The sequence below is a fragment of the Bacillus sp. LK2 genome, from assembly GCF_001043575.1.
Classification (GTDB): domain Bacteria; phylum Bacillota; class Bacilli; order Bacillales; family Bacillaceae_G; genus Bacillus_A; species Bacillus_A paramycoides.
The window spans coordinates 138,408-154,555 of record NZ_LDUK01000001.1; the positions used below are offsets into that span (position 1 = coordinate 138,408).

At 36.1% G+C, this 16,148-nt stretch carries 16 protein-coding genes and 1 pseudogene; 9 read left to right on the forward strand and 8 right to left on the reverse strand.

The window, feature by feature from the left end:
• The first annotated feature begins 182 nt into the window (after positions 1–182).
• The 4 genes and pseudogenes from VK90_RS00740 (at position 183) to VK90_RS31315 (ending at position 3,970) form a co-directional block, all read left to right on the forward strand.
• The gene (locus tag VK90_RS00740; RefSeq protein WP_048369630.1) at positions 183–1,343 is read left to right on the forward strand and encodes an FtsW/RodA/SpoVE family cell cycle protein; all 1,161 of its coding nucleotides are present in this window, start codon (positions 183–185) and stop codon (positions 1,341–1,343) included.
• A 79-nt stretch (positions 1,344–1,422) separates the two neighbouring features.
• Positions 1,423–2,163 carry a bis(5'-nucleosyl)-tetraphosphatase PrpE gene (gene prpE, locus VK90_RS00745; RefSeq protein WP_048369632.1) on the forward strand — a complete coding sequence of 247 codons (741 nt, stop codon included), beginning with the start codon at positions 1,423–1,425 and terminating at the stop codon, positions 2,161–2,163.
• A gap of 304 nt (positions 2,164–2,467) precedes the next feature.
• Positions 2,468–2,951, forward strand: a pseudogene (locus VK90_RS31310) (peptidase G2 autoproteolytic cleavage domain-containing protein); the annotation flags it as partial.
• A gap of 401 nt (positions 2,952–3,352) precedes the next feature.
• Entirely contained in the window at positions 3,353–3,970 is a 618-nt protein-coding gene (locus tag VK90_RS31315) for a peptidase G2 autoproteolytic cleavage domain-containing protein (protein ID WP_082147721.1), read from the forward strand.
• Between the two features lie 47 nt (positions 3,971–4,017).
• Here VK90_RS31315 and VK90_RS00755 read toward each other — a convergent pair whose 3' ends face one another.
• Genes VK90_RS00755 through VK90_RS00770 form a run of 4 tightly spaced genes read right to left on the reverse strand, consistent with a single transcriptional unit; the run spans position 4,018 to position 6,783 of the window.
• Entirely contained in the window at positions 4,018–4,911 is an 894-nt protein-coding gene (locus VK90_RS00755; protein ID WP_002170851.1) for an RluA family pseudouridine synthase, read from the reverse strand.
• A gap of 15 nt (positions 4,912–4,926) precedes the next feature.
• Positions 4,927–5,724 (reverse strand): NAD kinase, encoded by a 798-nt coding sequence (locus VK90_RS00760; protein WP_002170850.1) that lies wholly within the window; start codon positions 5,722–5,724, stop codon positions 4,927–4,929.
• A gap of 18 nt (positions 5,725–5,742) precedes the next feature.
• Complete coding sequence (locus VK90_RS00765) at positions 5,743–6,381, reverse strand: GTP pyrophosphokinase (RefSeq protein WP_048369638.1); 639 nt, start codon at positions 6,379–6,381, stop codon at positions 5,743–5,745.
• 30 nt (positions 6,382–6,411) lie between these two features.
• Positions 6,412–6,783, reverse strand: coding sequence for a hypothetical protein (locus tag VK90_RS00770; protein WP_048369639.1), 372 nt, complete (start codon positions 6,781–6,783; stop codon positions 6,412–6,414).
• 144 nt (positions 6,784–6,927) lie between these two features.
• Here VK90_RS00770 and VK90_RS00775 point away from each other — a divergent pair, with 144 nt between their 5' ends.
• The 4 genes from VK90_RS00775 to VK90_RS30075 all read left to right on the forward strand — a co-directional run bounded on the left by VK90_RS00775 (position 6,928) and on the right by VK90_RS30075 (position 9,381).
• Complete coding sequence (locus tag VK90_RS00775) at positions 6,928–7,506, forward strand: CYTH domain-containing protein (RefSeq protein WP_048369641.1); 579 nt, start codon at positions 6,928–6,930, stop codon at positions 7,504–7,506.
• A 185-nt stretch (positions 7,507–7,691) separates the two neighbouring features.
• Entirely contained in the window at positions 7,692–8,090 is a 399-nt protein-coding gene (locus VK90_RS00780) for a globin domain-containing protein (protein ID WP_002170846.1), read from the forward strand.
• A complete protein-coding gene (locus VK90_RS00785; RefSeq protein WP_048369643.1) occupies positions 8,090–8,977 on the forward strand; it encodes a ClpXP adapter SpxH family protein in 888 nt (295 codons plus the stop codon). Before VK90_RS00780 ends, VK90_RS00785 begins: the two co-directional genes overlap by 1 nt.
• 230 nt (positions 8,978–9,207) lie before the next feature.
• Positions 9,208–9,381, forward strand: coding sequence for a hypothetical protein (locus VK90_RS30075; protein WP_082147722.1), 174 nt, complete (start codon positions 9,208–9,210; stop codon positions 9,379–9,381).
• Positions 9,382–9,533: 152 nt separating this feature from the next.
• On the opposite strand, the gene pepF is transcribed toward VK90_RS30075, so the two are convergent.
• The 4 genes from pepF to mecA form a co-directional block, all read right to left on the reverse strand.
• Positions 9,534–11,360 (reverse strand): oligoendopeptidase F, encoded by a 1,827-nt coding sequence (pepF, locus tag VK90_RS00790; protein WP_048369645.1) that lies wholly within the window; start codon positions 11,358–11,360, stop codon positions 9,534–9,536.
• Between the two features lie 50 nt (positions 11,361–11,410).
• Positions 11,411–12,655 (reverse strand): competence protein CoiA, encoded by a 1,245-nt coding sequence (locus VK90_RS00795; protein ID WP_048369647.1) that lies wholly within the window; start codon positions 12,653–12,655, stop codon positions 11,411–11,413.
• Between the two features lie 80 nt (positions 12,656–12,735).
• Positions 12,736–14,280 carry a cardiolipin synthase gene (locus tag VK90_RS00800; protein ID WP_048369649.1) on the reverse strand — a complete coding sequence of 515 codons (1,545 nt, stop codon included), beginning with the start codon at positions 14,278–14,280 and terminating at the stop codon, positions 12,736–12,738.
• A 72-nt stretch (positions 14,281–14,352) separates the two neighbouring features.
• A complete protein-coding gene (mecA, locus tag VK90_RS00805; RefSeq protein WP_048369651.1) occupies positions 14,353–15,036 on the reverse strand; it encodes an adaptor protein MecA in 684 nt (227 codons plus the stop codon).
• Between the two features lie 436 nt (positions 15,037–15,472).
• Between mecA and VK90_RS00810 the strand changes: the two genes are divergently transcribed.
• Positions 15,473–16,147, forward strand: coding sequence for a TerC family protein (locus VK90_RS00810; RefSeq protein ID WP_048369654.1), 675 nt, complete (start codon positions 15,473–15,475; stop codon positions 16,145–16,147).
• Position 16,148: the final 1 nt, after the last annotated feature.

Below are 16,148 nucleotides of genomic sequence, written 5' to 3' on the forward strand. Positions count from 1 at the left end.
TACGTCTTTCTCATTATTTGGATATAATTATAAAAAGAGCTAAATCATTAGCCTATTCTACGAAAATAAAAGTATATAATCGATATGTGAATCCACGTTATCGATCATGCATTCATTTTAAACTCTGCGATACAACAACTAAGATCCACTAATATAAAGAGCATTAGAAAGGAATACATACAGTGAAAGACTCAAATCCTCAATATCAAATAGACTACATATTAATATTTATTTTATTTGCCATTGGGACTGTTAGTTGCTTCGCTATTGCAAGTGCACAACCTTCTTTACCACCATTTTTACAAAACGTAAATTTTGTCCTAAAGCAAATCCAGTGGTATGTTATTGGATTTATCGCCATTGGTGTTATTATGATTATCGATTTTGATCGCTATAAAAAAATTGCTTGGTATTTGTATGGCTTTGCAATGATACTTCTTATTGGCCTAGAGCTTCAAGTTCCTGGCGCCGTTACAATTAAAGGGGCTACCGCGTGGTACAGACTTCCAGGCATCGGAAATTTTCAGCCTTCTGAAATTATGAAATTATTTTTGATTATCGTCGTTGGACGAATTATAGCGAACCATAATGAGAAGTACCCTTTCCGGACAACTCGTGAAGATTTTATTTTACTCGGAAAAATATTCGCAGCTAGTTTGCCTCCACTACTTCTAATCGCTAAAGAACCTGATTTAGGAAACACAATGGTTATTTCTGCGATGCTCGCAGCAATGATTTTAGTTTCTGGTATACGTTGGCGCTTTATTTTCGGATTAACTTCCGGTGTTTTCGCCATAGGCTCTACCTTAACATATATTTATTTCACGCATACAGAGTTCTTTAAGGGACACATTCTAAAAGAATATCAGTTAAACCGGTTCTACGGTTGGCTAGCACCTTATGAATATGACGCTCAAGGATTTCAATTAAGACAAGCATTTTTAGCTGCGGGATCAGGAGAGATGCAAGGAAAAGGATGGGAGAATGGACAAGTATATTTTCCGGAACCACACACAGATTTTATTTTCACAAATGTCGCTGAACAATTCGGTTTTTTAGGAGCAAGTGTCATCATTTCACTTTTTTTCTTACTCATTTATCGAATGATTCATATCGCTTTAGAAAGCAATGAACCTTTCGGTAGTTATATTTGCGCTGGTACAATCGGAATGTTCACGTTCCAAGTATTCCAAAATATCGGGATGACAATCGGTTTACTCCCTATTACAGGAATAACGTTACCGCTTATGAGCTACGGCGGGAGTTCACTGCTCACTTATATGATTGCTATTGGATTTATTTTAAACGTACGCTCAAGAACTAAAATCTTTATGTTTAAATGAACCATATCGAAAAACGGTATGGTTTTTTTCTATGTCCATTTTAGATATACTAATAAAAAAATGAGCTGGAGGTTTAAATATGAAATATGACATTATAGGTGATATTCACGGATGCTTCCAAGAGTTTCAAGATTTAACAACGAAACTAGGGTATAGCTGGGATAGTGGTCTCCCAATTCATAACGCAAAACGAAAGCTTGCATTCGTTGGTGATATTACAGACCGAGGTCCTTATTCATTACGTATGATTGAAATTGTATGGGAGCTCGTAATAAATAGAAAAGATGCTTATTATGCGCCAGGGAATCACTGTAATAAACTGTATCGTTTCTTCCTTGGGCGTAATGTTACAATCGCTCATGGGCTCGAAACAACTGTTGCAGAATATGAAGCATTGCCTTCTAATCAGCAACAAATAATAAAAGAAAAATTCATTACTCTTTACGAACAATCACCGCTATATCACATACTGGATGAAAAAAAATTAATCGTCTGTCACGCTGGTATTCGGCAAGATTACATAGGAAGACAAGATAAAAAAGTACAAACATTTGTATTATATGGTGATATTACAGGCGAAAAACACCCTGACGGCTCACCTGTCCGCCGAGATTGGGCGAAAGAGTATAAGGGTGAAACATGGATTATTTATGGACATACACCTGTCAATGAACCCCGCTTTGTGAATCATACAGTCAATATTGATACCGGCGCTGTATTTGGTGGTAAACTAACTGGACTACGTTACCCTGAGATGGAGACTATTTCTGTCCCTTCTTCCTTACCTTTTGTTCCTGAAAAGTTCCGCCCAATTTCATAAAGTGAAACTTTAATCAGTGGGGGTTTTGTTCATTCCCCACTGATTATTAGCCCACACCAATCGGGCTTTTACGGGCAGTTGATCTCCCACCTAACTTCTTTTCTTTACTTCCGAATTTTGAGGTGGGAGTCTTACTGCCCGTTAATACGGGATAAATACCCCTATTGAATTCACAAGTAACAGGGAAAAATGGTGTTTTCTAGGCGTATCCCACACTAAAACTGGATAAAGCAATTAAAAAAAGATGCAATAAAGTGCATCTTTTTTTAATTGTGCGGCATATACTGTCGCAGGAGGTGACGGAATGAAGAAAAAATCTTCTAAACAAAAAAGAAAATTCCACCCTTTATACCATCCCATGTATGGAATTAACAACTGGTGCAGTATTCGAGCTGCAGCTATTGAAAAGATAGAAGAACGAGAAGAAATAAAAAAAGATAAAACGGGAGAAATGTATATCTCTTTAGAGAGTGCTGTTATGAAGCGAATTATAGATAACCGAAAAATAAAAGCACTACAAAAAAAGAAACGTCTTTCTCATAAAAATGAGCCTATACTTGAGTCAAACAGTGTGCAAGAGAAAATAAAAAAAGAACTTCCTGAAACAATTAAAGAAAAAGTCCAAACCGAACTTCCTGAAGCAATTAAAGAAAAAATCCAAACCGAACTTCCTGAAGCAATTAAAGAAAAAATCCAGACTGAAATTCCTGAAGCAATTAAAGAAAAAATCCAGACTGAAATCCCCGCCAATATTATACAGCAAGTAAAAAAAATAAAAGAAGTATTAACTTTAACCGATGACACAAAAAAAGAAGAGCCTACTATCACTCAATCTCACATACCTTCACCTACTCCTTCAAAGAATAAAAAAGTGGCGAGATATGCATTTAAGGAGGGCCTTCACTCTACAGCTGACGGAATCGCCTCACATGCCGAAGGATTTCTTACACAAGCAATGGGTCCCTTTTCTCATGCAGAAGGGACAAAAACAAAAGCAACTGGACATAGTTCGCATAGTGAAGGAAGTGAAACGACAGCAGGCGGCTCTTATTCTCACGCGGAAGGAAAACATACGATTTCTTTAGGCGAAGCAGCACATGCAGAAGGAACCGCGACTATCGCTAACGGGTTCTCTTCTCATGCGGAAGGAAATCATACATCAACAGCTAATTTTGCCGGTAGCCATATTATGGGGAAATTTGGTACAGCCGATGAGGCCTATTCATGGTTTATTGCAAATGGTACAAATGAAACCGATCATAATATAGGTGCAAAATGGCTTGCTCATAATGGAGAAATGTATATCGATGGCGCTTCTTACAATGCAAGCGGAACTGATTATGCACAAATGTTTGAAACAGCAGATCATAACCCTATTGATGTCGGTTATTTCGTTACATTTAGTAGTGAAGAAAAAATTCGTATAGCTACTTCAAACGATTCATTTATATTAGGAATATCTAGTGCTACACCCGCTCTCATAGGAAATAGCGGTGCTTTAAGTTGGGCAAAGCGCTATACAACAGATAGCTTCGGAAAACGTCAATATACACGTACGGACACGCAAGAAATACTGCCTCTTTTAAATACAGAATGGGATCCAGCTTGCAAGTATATATCAAGACGAAATCGCACCGAGTGGCTTCCTATCGGATTAATTGGACAAATGTTAGTACGTGATGACGGTACTTGCGAAACACACGGATATTGTCGTCCAAATGATGACGGCATTTCTACAAAAGCTGAAAGTGGCTTTTTCGTTATAAAACGTACTAGTGAGAATCAAATTCTAATATTATTCCGCTAAGAAAAAAGGGAACAAAATTCTTATTGTATTAAGAATTTTGTTCCCTTTTAATTGTTACGTAAAGCATGTTGCATATCATCTGGAATGCTGGAAGTAAAAGTCATTTCCTTTTCTAAAATAGGATGATAAAACGTCAAAGACGTACTATGAAGCGCTTGGCGTTTCATCACATCTCTTTGTCCCCCGTATAAATCGTCTCCAAGTAGCGGATGTCCTATATGTGCCATATGTACACGGATTTGATGTGTTCTTCCTGTCTCGAGCTCAAGCGCTACACGCGTCTTATTAGGAAAACTCTCCATTACTTTAAAATGGGTAACCGCTCTTTGACCATCCTCACAGACAGTTCGCTCGATTATGCTATCCGCTTTTCGTCCGATTGGTGCGTCAATCGTTCCTACCTCTTCTAAAATCATTCCATGAACGATCGCTTCATACGTTCGTTTCACCCCTTTTTGTTGATGCTGCTTTGATAAAAGATGGTGAACGAATCGATTTTTCGCAATTAACATAAGCCCTGAAGTATCACGGTCTAGTCGCGTCACAATGTGCACTGTACTTGCGAGATGTTGTTTATCATAATGATATAAAAGAGCATTCGCAACACTTCCTGACGGATGCTCCCTAGACGGAATCGTTGACATATAAGCTTCTTTATTCATAACAAGCACTGCATCATCTTCATATACAATGCATAAAGGGATATTTTCCGCTATCATCCCTTCACTTCTTTCCTCCACTGGAAAGAAGACTTGTAACTCTTCACCAGCTTGTAACTTATGACGAACACTCGCATGTTCACCGTTCACTTCAATTGCTCCGCCATGAAACTTTATATCCGTTAATGCAGCTTTAGAAATCCCCTTTGTTTTTAAAAATTCTCTAACTAAGATTCCTTCTGCTACAGATTGTATAGTCCATTTCAATGTAAATCTGTTCAAATATATAAACCCTCTCTATTTATCTGCAACAAACGAGTCACGGACACGTTTCCAAAATGGGAACGGACGAAAACGAACAAACCGCACTTTCTCGTTCGCAACGCGATACTGGATTGATTTCACATCTTGATGAACCATCGTTAAATGATCCACCGTAATTTGCAAGTTCATTCCTGCAGCCGGCTTCAAAACGCATGTATGATGCTTCGGCAGTACGAGCGGCGAGCCTACTGTACGAAACACACGGTTGTTAATGGATGCCATTTCTGCAATTTGAATCGCTTCAATAGACGGGTGAATAATTGCTCCGCCAAGCGCTTTATTATACGCCGTACTTCCTGAAGGAGTAGAAATACAAAGACCATCTCCGCGAAACGTTTCAAAATACTCTCCGCGTATTTCCACTTCTGTTACTAATGTACCTTCTGCACTCTTTACAGTCGCTTCATTCATCGCCAAATACTGTGACTCTTTACTACCATTCACATAGCGAATAATCACTTCTAAAAGCGGGTATTCAACCACTTGGAATGGCGTTTTAGCGATTGCAATCACTAACTTTTCTACTTCTGTCGGTAACCAATCTGCATAGAAACCTAAATGACCTGTATGTACACCAACAAATGCGGTTTCATCTAATCGATTATAGTAACGATGAAATGCATATAAAAGCGTTCCATCTCCCCCAACAGAAATTACAATATCGGGTTCCTTTTCATCCATTATAAATCCAAAATCTAGCAAGTACTCTTTCATCGTACTTGCAAGTGTATCTGATGATTGATCTCCCTTTGACATAATTGCAAATTTCATCGCCCAACACCCTTTAGTTTATGATTCAGAATCTTTCGTTTCTTGCTTTCGTGAAAAAATCTTTTGCGCTTCTTGAATTTCAAGACGAATAGAAGACATTTCTTCGTCTAATAAAAATGCCGCTTCCGCTGCACGTTGTAAGCGTATTTTAATATCTTCAGGAAAACGTCCACTATATTTGTAATTTAGAGAATGCTCAATCGTTGCCCAAAAATTCATTGCTAACGTACGTATTTGAATTTCAACTAATACTTTTTTTTCTCCCTGTATCGTTTGAACAGGATAACTAATGACAACGTGGTAAGAGCGATAGCCGCTGTCTTTCTTTTGCGTGACATAATCACGTTCTTCCACAATTTCAAAATCATTTCGTTTTCGAAGATATTCTACAACAGGCTTAATCTCATCAACAAATTGACACATCATTCGAAGGCCCGCGATGTCCTGCATATCTTCTCTTAGCCGATCAAGCGGTACATTTCTCTTCTCCGCTTTATCAATAATACTTGCGACCGACTTTACCCTTCCTGTTACAAACTCAATTGGAGAATGCTCCGTTAACATTGTAAATTGAGTACGCATTCCTTTTAGTTTCACTTTCAGCTCTGCCACCGCTTGATGGTAAGGCGCTAAAAATTCTTCCCAATTACGATTCATTTCAACCACCACCAAAATCAATCCATTTGCTTATAGAAACACTTTTTCTACAGCAGTTACTAATTCTTCTCCGTAATTTGCATTACCTTCAATATTTTCAACTAAATATTCTACTTCTTCTTTTAATCCTTCTAATTCCATTTCAACATCATTCACGTAAATAAACATCGCTGTATCTTTATTCATCGCTTCATGCATTGCTTCCCAGCATGTATGCGGAATGCTTACATAAATGAAAGATGATTCGTTTTCTAAGATATATAAAAATGATAAATTGTCTGAGTCTACAAGTACGTGATTACGCGTACTTAACTCCTTTACCTCTATTTCAGTATTTTCCGCACAAAAAATAAGAGCATTCTCTCTCGTTTTTACGCTCTTAACTTGGATTTTATTTTGCATGCTCGAACTCCTCCATCTCAACTTCCTGTCTTACTTAACAGTATTATTGTATCATAACATGGACGCAAACAAATAAAACATTGAACCAAATTTGTGAAAAAGCGATAATGTGTAAAGAATTATTTTTCAAAAGGAGCGCATACAATGACACAAGAAATTGAAATTGAATTTAAAAATATGGTTACAGAGGACGAATTCCAAACATTATGCAAATCTTTTTCTATTGAAGCATTTACAAAACAAGTGAATCACTACTTTGAAACGCCTCACTTTTCTTTAAAAGATGCGGGCTCTGCACTTCGTATTCGTCATAAAGATGGAACTTATACATTAACATTAAAACAACCTGCTGAAATTGGTTTATTAGAAACTCATCAGTCTGTAACAGAGAAAGAAGCTAATCTTATGATGGAAACAAACACAATTATTCAAGGCGCTGTAATGGATCAACTTCACAAATTACAAATCCCCGTTTCCTCTTTAACTTATATGGGTAGTTTAACAACAGAAAGAGCTGAAATATTATTTGAAGGCGGAACGCTTGTCTTTGATCATAGTTTCTATTACAATCACGATGATTATGAAATTGAATACGAAGTGCAAGATGAAAAGACTGGTAAAGCCGCATTTATGAGTTTACTAAAGCAACATAACGTACCAGTTCGTCATACAAACAACAAAGTAAAACGCTTTTTCCTTGCCAAACAAAACAAAGCGCGCTAAAGTGAAAATTCCATTAGTGAAGAAGCAATTCACCAGTGACTATGTTTCACCTTTTAGAAAAGAAAAAGATTTATTAGCAACTTATAGAATAAGCAAAGGATGTTATGAAGGCTGTTTAGTTGCTCTTCATAACATTCCATTGCTACAATAGATATACATTTCATGGAAAAAGGAGTTTATAAAGGATGAGCAAGCAACCGATGACACCATTTGAAGCAATTGGCGGTGAACAATGCATTGCAACATTAGTGGATACATTTTATTCCTATGTCAGTGAACACCCTGACTTATCTCCGATCTTCCCGGATGATTTAACAGAAACCGCTAGGAAGCAAAAACAATTTTTAACACAATATTTAGGTGGTCCTAATTTATACACTGAAGAACATGGGCATCCTATGCTAAGAGCACGCCATCTTCCGTTTGAGATTACTCCAAAACGAGCAGAAGCTTGGCTATCATGTATGGAGCAAGCAATGAATGATACAGGAGTGCACGGTCATATAAGAGAGTTTGTTTTTGAACGTTTAGCATTAACTGCTCAACATATGGTTAATACTCCAAATGAAACAGGTGAAGTGTAATGGATAAGCAGGAAGCTAAGCATATGCCTTCTCCTTCCACATGCGAACATAAATCTGTAGAAGCATATTTATTTATTGATCCACTTTGTAAAGATTGCTGGGATATCGAGCCATTTATTATTAAACTATGGCTTGAATATGGGAAATACTTCTCGATTCGTCATATAGTAACAGGAAAAGTGGACGGAGCAAATGCTTCCTCACACAAATGGAATAAACCTGCTAATATTCGATTTGTGTGGGAAAAAACAACAAGTTTACAAGGCTTTTCATGTAATGGAAAGGTACATATGCAAGATGCATCGTCAACACCGTATTTAGTTTCGATGGCAATTAAAGCGGCGGAGTTGCAAGGCCGAAAAGCAGGTTCGAAGTTTTTGCGAAAACTCCAAGAATACATTTTGCTTAAAAATGTATCAAACCCTGACGGTGAATTATTACTTACATGTGCTAAAGATAGCGGTATTGATGTTGAGGAATTTAAAAAAGATTTACATTCCATTAGTGCAAAAAAAGCTTTCCAATGTGACCTGAAATTCACAAATGAGATGCACATTACAGAAATTCCTTCCCTCGTATTTTTCCATGCAAATTCAGATGAGGAAGGCATTAAAATCGCAGGGATTTATTCCTATGATGTATACGTACAGCTATTGAAAGAACTTGTGAAATGCGAGATTGAGCCAGAACCATTACCGCCTTTAGAGGTATTACTAGAAGCAACACAATTTATTTCTTCGAAGGAAATCTCATTTATATATGACTGCTCTCAGCAAGAAATAGAACGCGAACTAAAAAAATTACTACTAAAACGAAAAGTACAAATGATTGAAGTAAAGTGCGAACGTTATTGGAAATGGATTACAAAAGAAAAAGACCTGGTGTAAACACCAGGTCTTTTTCTTTACGGCTTATAAAAATATTAAAGGGGATGGGAGAAATTTTCACGTTCAAACAAAGGGGTATATGTTTGTATGTGAATTCGTTCACGCTTATTATATTACAAGATTCGACGTCAGATGACAACCCCTTTTGTCGAATTTCACACTTTTGTCACATTCTAAACGTTTTCATTCCTGAATAAGCTATAGAAAAAGCAATTTAGGAGGTGTTCTTTATGAAAAAGTCTCATATTTTCCTTATCTTTCTAGGCGTTATTGTTTCTTTTTTCTTGTATATCCTCTCTCTATTACAAGCTTTTCCTAAAATTATTGCCTTACCTCTTTTATTCGGAGTTATCGTCATCGCTCTCTCTTATTTCAACCATAGAAAACGGTTCAAACGATTTTAACTACAAAAACAAGTCACGAAACCTCTTCTAATTTAGAAAAAAACAAGCGAACCTCATCACTTTTTCGACAAATAACGACAAATCCAACACATATCTGAATCAATGTTCAAAACAATAAAAAAGACGAGGAATTTCATCCTCGTCTTTTGTAATTACTTCTCTTCAAATAGTAGCGCTTCTAATTCGTTTAACTTTTCTTCAAATACTTGTAATGCTTCTCTTACAGGTTCTGGCGATGCCATATCTACTCCTGCTTTTTTCAACACTTCAATTGGATAATCAGAGCTTCCCGCTTTTAAGAATTCGTTAATGTAACGTTCTACTGCTGGTTGCCCTTCTTCTAATATTTGTTTTGATAAAGCTGTTGCCGCACTAAATCCTGTTGCGTATTGATATACGTAATAGTTGTAATAGAAGTGCGGAATACGAGACCACTCTAACCCAATTTCTTTATCAATTACTAAAGCATCACCGAAATATTTCTTATTTAAATCGTAGTAAATCTCCGTTAACATATCTGGAGTAACGGCATGTCCTTCTTGTACTTTCTTATGAATGATATGCTCGAACTCTGCAAACATTGTTTGACGGAATACAGTACCGCGGAATCCTTCTAAATAGTGATTTAATAAATATAGACGCTCTTTCTTATCTTCTGTCGTCTTCAATAAGTAATCATTTAAAAGTGCTTCATTACAAGTTGATGCTACTTCTGCTACGAAAATTGAATAATCACCATATACGTGCGGCTGTGTCTTTCTTGTATAGTAACTATGCACAGAATGACCAAACTCATGAGCAAGTGTAAATAAATTATTCACATTATCATGCCAGTTCATTAAAACATACGGATTTGTTCCGTATGCACCAGATGAATATGCACCACTTCGTTTTCCTTTATTCTCATACACATCTACCCAGCGATTTTCATATGCTTCTTTCAAAATTTCAACATATTCATCACCAAGTACATGTAAAGATTTCAATAACATTTCTTGCGCTTCTTCATACTTCACATTCATTTTCACTTCTGGTACAAGTGGTGTATATAAATCATACATATGAAGCTCATCCAGACCTAGAGCACGCTTACGAATATCAATGTAACGGTGCAATAGGTGTAAATTATCATGTACTGATTCAATAAGTTGATCATATACCGCCTCAGGAATATTATTATTACTTAATGCAGCTTGACGTGCAGAATCGTATTTACGAACGCGTGCATTGAAATTATTACGTTTCACTGCACCACTTAACGTACTTGCAAATGTATTTTTATATTTTCCATACGTTTCATAAACAGCTTCGAATGCATCCTGGCGAACACGACGATCATCACTTTCTAAAAACTGAATGTAACGACCATGTGTTATTTCTACTTCTTCTCCATCCTCACCTTTAATAGATGGGAATTTCAAATCCGCATTATTCAACATTCCGAATGTATTACTTGATGCACTCATCACTTCAGATGCTTCTGCTAATAAAGCTTCTTCTGCTTCAGATAATACGTGTGGACGTTGGCGTGTGATTTCTTCTAATGCATGCTCATATACACTTAGTTCTCTATTTTCTTGTAAGAAAGCTTGTAACGTATCTTCTGAAATGGATAAGATTTCAGGCACAATATACGCTGTGCTACTAGATACTTGTGAATATAAATTTGTCGCACGATCATTTAATGCTTGATACACAGAATTTGTTGTATCTTGATCGTAACGCATATGAGCATATGTATATAGCTTACCTAATCGCATTGAAATTTCATCTTCATATTGTAGCGCCTCAAATAAATTGCTTGCAGATTCACCAAGTTTCCCTTTGAATTCAGTTAACTTCGGTAATAGCTCTTTAATAGCCTGAAATTCTTTTTCCCATTCTCCATCTGTTTGGAAAATATCTTCTAATCGCCATGTGTTTGCTTCTTCAATCTCATTGCGATCTGGTAATGATTTTACTGTATTTTGTTCAGCCATTCTTTAAGCCCTCCTTTAAATATCTCTACTTAAGTACAATTCGATTTTTCTTATGTAATTCCTTCACGATCAGTCTTTATTATATCCACTTTTCCCTCTCTCATGTTGTACTTTGTCTCAAATAGAGATAGTGCATGCGCTAAGCAAATTTCATCATATTTCATAATTTCTTCCTCTGTTTTTAACATAACAATATCTCTTATTTTTCGATACTTATAAGTACCTACTTTATTTAACACACCTGCATCACATAAAAATGTCATATACTCTGCAACTGCTACCTTCCATATTTGTTGTGCAAAATACGGAAGTAGACGCCTCCTCGTATATTTTGCTACATAATTACATACGTATTGAAAGGAAATATACTCCCCTACCTTAAGCTTACCTATGCACTTCATATAAAGAGAAGCTTGCCATATAAATGGATTTGTTTGAAAAGCAAATGAGGATGGAAGAGGAACACCAATTTCAGAAGGAAAACTCGCTGGGGTAAATTTAAATTGATATAGAACGCGTAGTAGTGACTTATGATTATAATTCCAAATAGGTAAAGCATTCGTCCGAAAATATTGCTTTTTATGCGTCCATTCTTGTTCTAATCGTTTTTTTTGAAATGGAACTGGCTGAAGAAGATTTTCAAGACTTGTAGTACGAAGAGGTAAATAAATAGTATGTGAGAAATAAATATTTGAAGAAAATGCGGTTATTAATGCACATTTCATAAATGCTTTTTGCTTTGGACAAAAAAAGAAGAGTAATGGCTGAGGATAAGACTGTAGACAAAAGGAATGAAACGAAGATAACGAAAACCAATAAGCGGAATGCCTTTTCAGTTGATTTCCGCCTAATATCCATATTACTTGTATACCTGCTTTCCAATACGATAATGTTCGCTTGAATAATTGCTCCGTGCATAACGCAGCACATTGATATTCAATAGCAATCTTTCTCCCGTCTCTTTCTATAAACAGATCTGGGCGCTGACGAATCTCTGGAAGGTAATACTCAATTTCCACATCCCAACTTTGCGTCTTTAACCATTTATATAACAACTCTTTACCGTGCATATGATACATAGATTCAGCTTCATAAAACGCAAGGCATGAATCTACTTTCTTATGAGCAAAATGCCAGCTCTTCTGTTTTCCTAATTTCATTTGCACTTCCTTTCCGCAAGCTGTACAAAAAAATCTTTCTTGTTTACGCATATCGCGTAAACACTCTTCATCCCGGTTATATAATAGGTGAATTTTTTCTCCGTTTTCTCTCCTTGCAATAAATATCGCAATCACACCCTTTCAGCTTCTTGTATTCTACAAATTACTACAAATTCCCTTCAAAAAAAAGATGTCCTAATTTAGGACATCTTTTTCTATAACAAAGGTGATAATAACCGATACGTTGATTCAACAATTCGTCTATGAAGACGCCTTTTATGAAAGCGATCGACATGAATTTCACTTGATTCTTCTAAATCATCTTTAAAATCTTGAACGAGCTTTCGAATGCTATCTGTATCATATAAAAAGGCATTTACTTCGAAGTTTAAATGAAAACTTCTCATATCCATATTAGCTGTCCCAATTGAAGCTAAATCAGAATCAACGATGACAACTTTACTATGAAGAAAACCTTTTTCATATTCATATATTTTTACTCCTGCATCTAATAACTCCGGAAAGTACGATCTTGATGCATAAAAGACAGTACGCTTATCTGGCTTACTTGGCATTAACAAACGAACATCAATACCAGCAAGTGCAGCTACTTTTAATGCAGATAAAATATCATCATCTGGAATAAAATATGGTGTTGCAATCCAAATCGATTTCCGAGCAGAAGCAATCATTGCAAAATATAAATGTTTAATTGTTTCCCATTTATTATCTGGTCCGCCCGCAACTAGTTGCACTCCGCCCCAATGATCACCCTCAACTGCTTTCGCTTGTAAATATTCAGGCGCTAATACTGCCTCACCAGTCATATAAAACCAATCTTGAAGGAAAATCAGCTGTAAGCTTTGAACTGCTTCACCGCGCAAATATAAATGCGTATCTCGCCAAAAACCGAAATATTTATCCTTCCCTAAATATTCATCGCCAATATTTAATCCACCTACAAATCCTTCATTTCCATCAATAATAACGATTTTCCGGTGGTTTCGATAATTAATTTTATCGTTTAAAATCGGAAAGCGTACAGGGAAAAATGGAATCATTTCTACTCCTGCATCATTCAATTCTTCAATATACGAATTTGATAATTTAAAACTTCCAACCGCATCATATAAAAAACGAACGACAACGCCTTCTTTTGATTTTTTTATTAAAATATCTTTAATTTCTGTACCTAGCTTATCATCACGTACAATGTAATATTCCATATGAATGTGGTGTTTCGCTCGATTTAATCCATCTAAAATTGCCTGAAACGTTTCATCTCCATTTGTTAATGTCCTCGTTTCAGTTTGAAATGAAATATTTAAAGCACCCAGTCGATCTGCTAAGCGAAATAACAATTCTTGATGCTTATGGTTTCTCAAAATCCGTTCTTCGTGATCTTCGTGTCCCTTATATTGTAAAAACGCCTGTTCATCAAGTAATGCCTTCTTTTGGAACATTCTTTTCCTACGAAAGTTTTGTCCAAATAATAAATAAGCAAAGAAACCGAACACTGGAAAAATACCTAGTACGATTAACCATGTAAGTGTTTTAGACGGGTGGCGGTTTTCTAAGAAAATAACACACCCTATTAAAAACGCAGAAACCGTAAATATAATACTAATAATACCTAAAATCGAAATGTTTTCTATCCCAATTACATCCGAATAAAATGCTACATCAATAAACATACGTAACGAAACAAATAATGCGAACAATAATAGAAAAAAGAAAAGTAGTTTTAACGTATTTTTCATCTCTTACCTCCTTACAAAGACAACTTTCCTATGCTTCATAAAAAAAGCCGATTTCATACTATAGAAATCGGCCTACGTCTTAGCAGGAAAATGGTTGCGAATTGTCTCAAGCGCACGCTCTTTCACAACTTGTTTTCCATACTCACTTACACGGTGAATCGTTAAAGTAGATTCTTCTCCATATTCTAAAATAATACTTAAAATACGATCAATTTCTTCCTCATCATGTAGCACTTCATCAAATTCCACATATACATAATAGCGGTCCTCAAATGAATACAGCTCATCTTTTATATCTTCAAAGATTAGACGATGACTTAATGAAATTACATCTTCAAAATCATTAAACTTTATTAAAAAGCCAAACGTGCCATCTTCATTAAAGTTTGTACCAGCTGGTTCTACTTCCTCTTCCTCTAATTCTTGCTGGAATAACGATTCGATTCCTTCATCTAGAGGAATATCTATAATTTTGTCTACACCTATTGGTAGTTCTAGCTTTTGCCCATCCTTTGAAAGCTGTGCTTTCGTTACAAGCACTTCAATCCCTTTGTCAACCGCTTGCACTTGAATCCATAATGGTCCATCAATAAAGAAATCGTCATGATCACGAGCTTCATCCATCATTTCCCAAAAAAGTTCTTCACTTCGTTCGCGGTCATACCAAATTTCTTCACGGTTAAATCCTCTATCCTCTATATCAATGTACGTAATAAAAAATTTCATTGTATGATCATTAATTCTTTCAATATCCAAAATACAACTCTCCCTTCCTGTTTAGAATTGTTATGAAGGGATCCCCCACTCATATGACAAATCAATAGATTCTTGTACTTTCATTTTATGATAAGATTCTCCAGAATGGAAATAAAATCGATTTATTTTACAAAAATAGTTATATGCCTACCTTCATTCAGCTGCTTACATAAAGTAAAACTTTAATCAGTGGGGGGGGTGTTCATCCTCAGATGATTAGCCCCCAGATAGCGGGACAAATATATCATGACGCCAATTCACTGTTCACAAAAAATTTGGACATACATTTCCATATTCGCCCGTACACTGTAATAAAGTGAAACATCTATTAGAGGAGATTATTTAGTCCCCCAAGTACGCGGGAAAAGCTAGACAAACTTTCTTCATCACATACATATATTTCGCTTATTAAAACATCATAAATGGAGGCAGACGAATGGACTTAGAGTTTTTAACATCTGTACTAATGATTGTCGGTATCGATGTTGTACTAGGTGGCGATAACGCAATTGTCATCGCACTAGCTAGCCGAAATTTACCTGAAGAAAAACGAAATAAAGCCATTTTGATTGGTACTATTTTAGCAATCGTGCTACGAATTCTCCTCACAATACTAGCCGTCTATTTACTCGATATCCCATTCTTACAACTCATTGGCGGAATTTTACTCACATTAATCGCGGTAAATTTACTAACTGATAATAACAATGACCTTTCTTCTATCCAAGGAAAAACGACTTTATTCCAAGCTGTACGTACAATTGTATTCGCAGATCTCGTTATGGGGTTTGATAATGTTCTTGCCATTGCAGGAGCAGCTCACGGAAGATTTTTACTCGTGATAATCGGTTTATTCATTTCTATCCCGATTATCATTTGGGGAAGCAAACTTATTTTAATATTCATGGAACGCTTTCCATTTCTTATTTATGGTGGGGCAGCAGTTCTCGCCTATACAGCAGGAAAAATGATTACACACGAAGACAGACTTGCAACGTTTTTCTATCATAATCCTAGTTTTACCACCGGCATCCCTTATTTGTTCATTTTCACCGTTTTATGTATAGGCTTTATCGTTCAACAAGTTCGATTACGAAATGTTAAACAGTAAA

Coding starts and splice junctions, on each gene's coding strand:
- prpE (WP_048369632.1), top strand. CDS start 1,423: ATGAAATATGACATTATAGGTGATATTCACGGATGCTTCCAAGAGTTT.
- VK90_RS31315 (WP_082147721.1), top strand. CDS start 3,353: ATGGGGAAATTTGGTACAGCCGATGAGGCCTATTCATGGTTTATTGCA.
- VK90_RS00760 (WP_002170850.1), bottom strand. CDS start 5,724: ATGAAATTTGCAATTATGTCAAAGGGAGATCAATCATCAGATACACTT.
- VK90_RS00765 (WP_048369638.1), bottom strand. CDS start 6,381: ATGAATCGTAATTGGGAAGAATTTTTAGCGCCTTACCATCAAGCGGTG.
- VK90_RS00770 (WP_048369639.1), bottom strand. CDS start 6,783: ATGCAAAATAAAATCCAAGTTAAGAGCGTAAAAACGAGAGAGAATGCT.
- VK90_RS00775 (WP_048369641.1), top strand. CDS start 6,928: ATGACACAAGAAATTGAAATTGAATTTAAAAATATGGTTACAGAGGAC.
- VK90_RS00780 (WP_002170846.1), top strand. CDS start 7,692: ATGAGCAAGCAACCGATGACACCATTTGAAGCAATTGGCGGTGAACAA.
- VK90_RS00785 (WP_048369643.1), top strand. CDS start 8,090: ATGGATAAGCAGGAAGCTAAGCATATGCCTTCTCCTTCCACATGCGAA.
- VK90_RS30075 (WP_082147722.1), top strand. CDS start 9,208: ATGAAAAAGTCTCATATTTTCCTTATCTTTCTAGGCGTTATTGTTTCT.
- pepF (WP_048369645.1), bottom strand. CDS start 11,360: ATGGCTGAACAAAATACAGTAAAATCATTACCAGATCGCAATGAGATT.
- VK90_RS00800 (WP_048369649.1), bottom strand. CDS start 14,280: ATGAAAAATACGTTAAAACTACTTTTCTTTTTTCTATTATTGTTCGCA.
- VK90_RS00810 (WP_048369654.1), top strand. CDS start 15,473: ATGGACTTAGAGTTTTTAACATCTGTACTAATGATTGTCGGTATCGAT.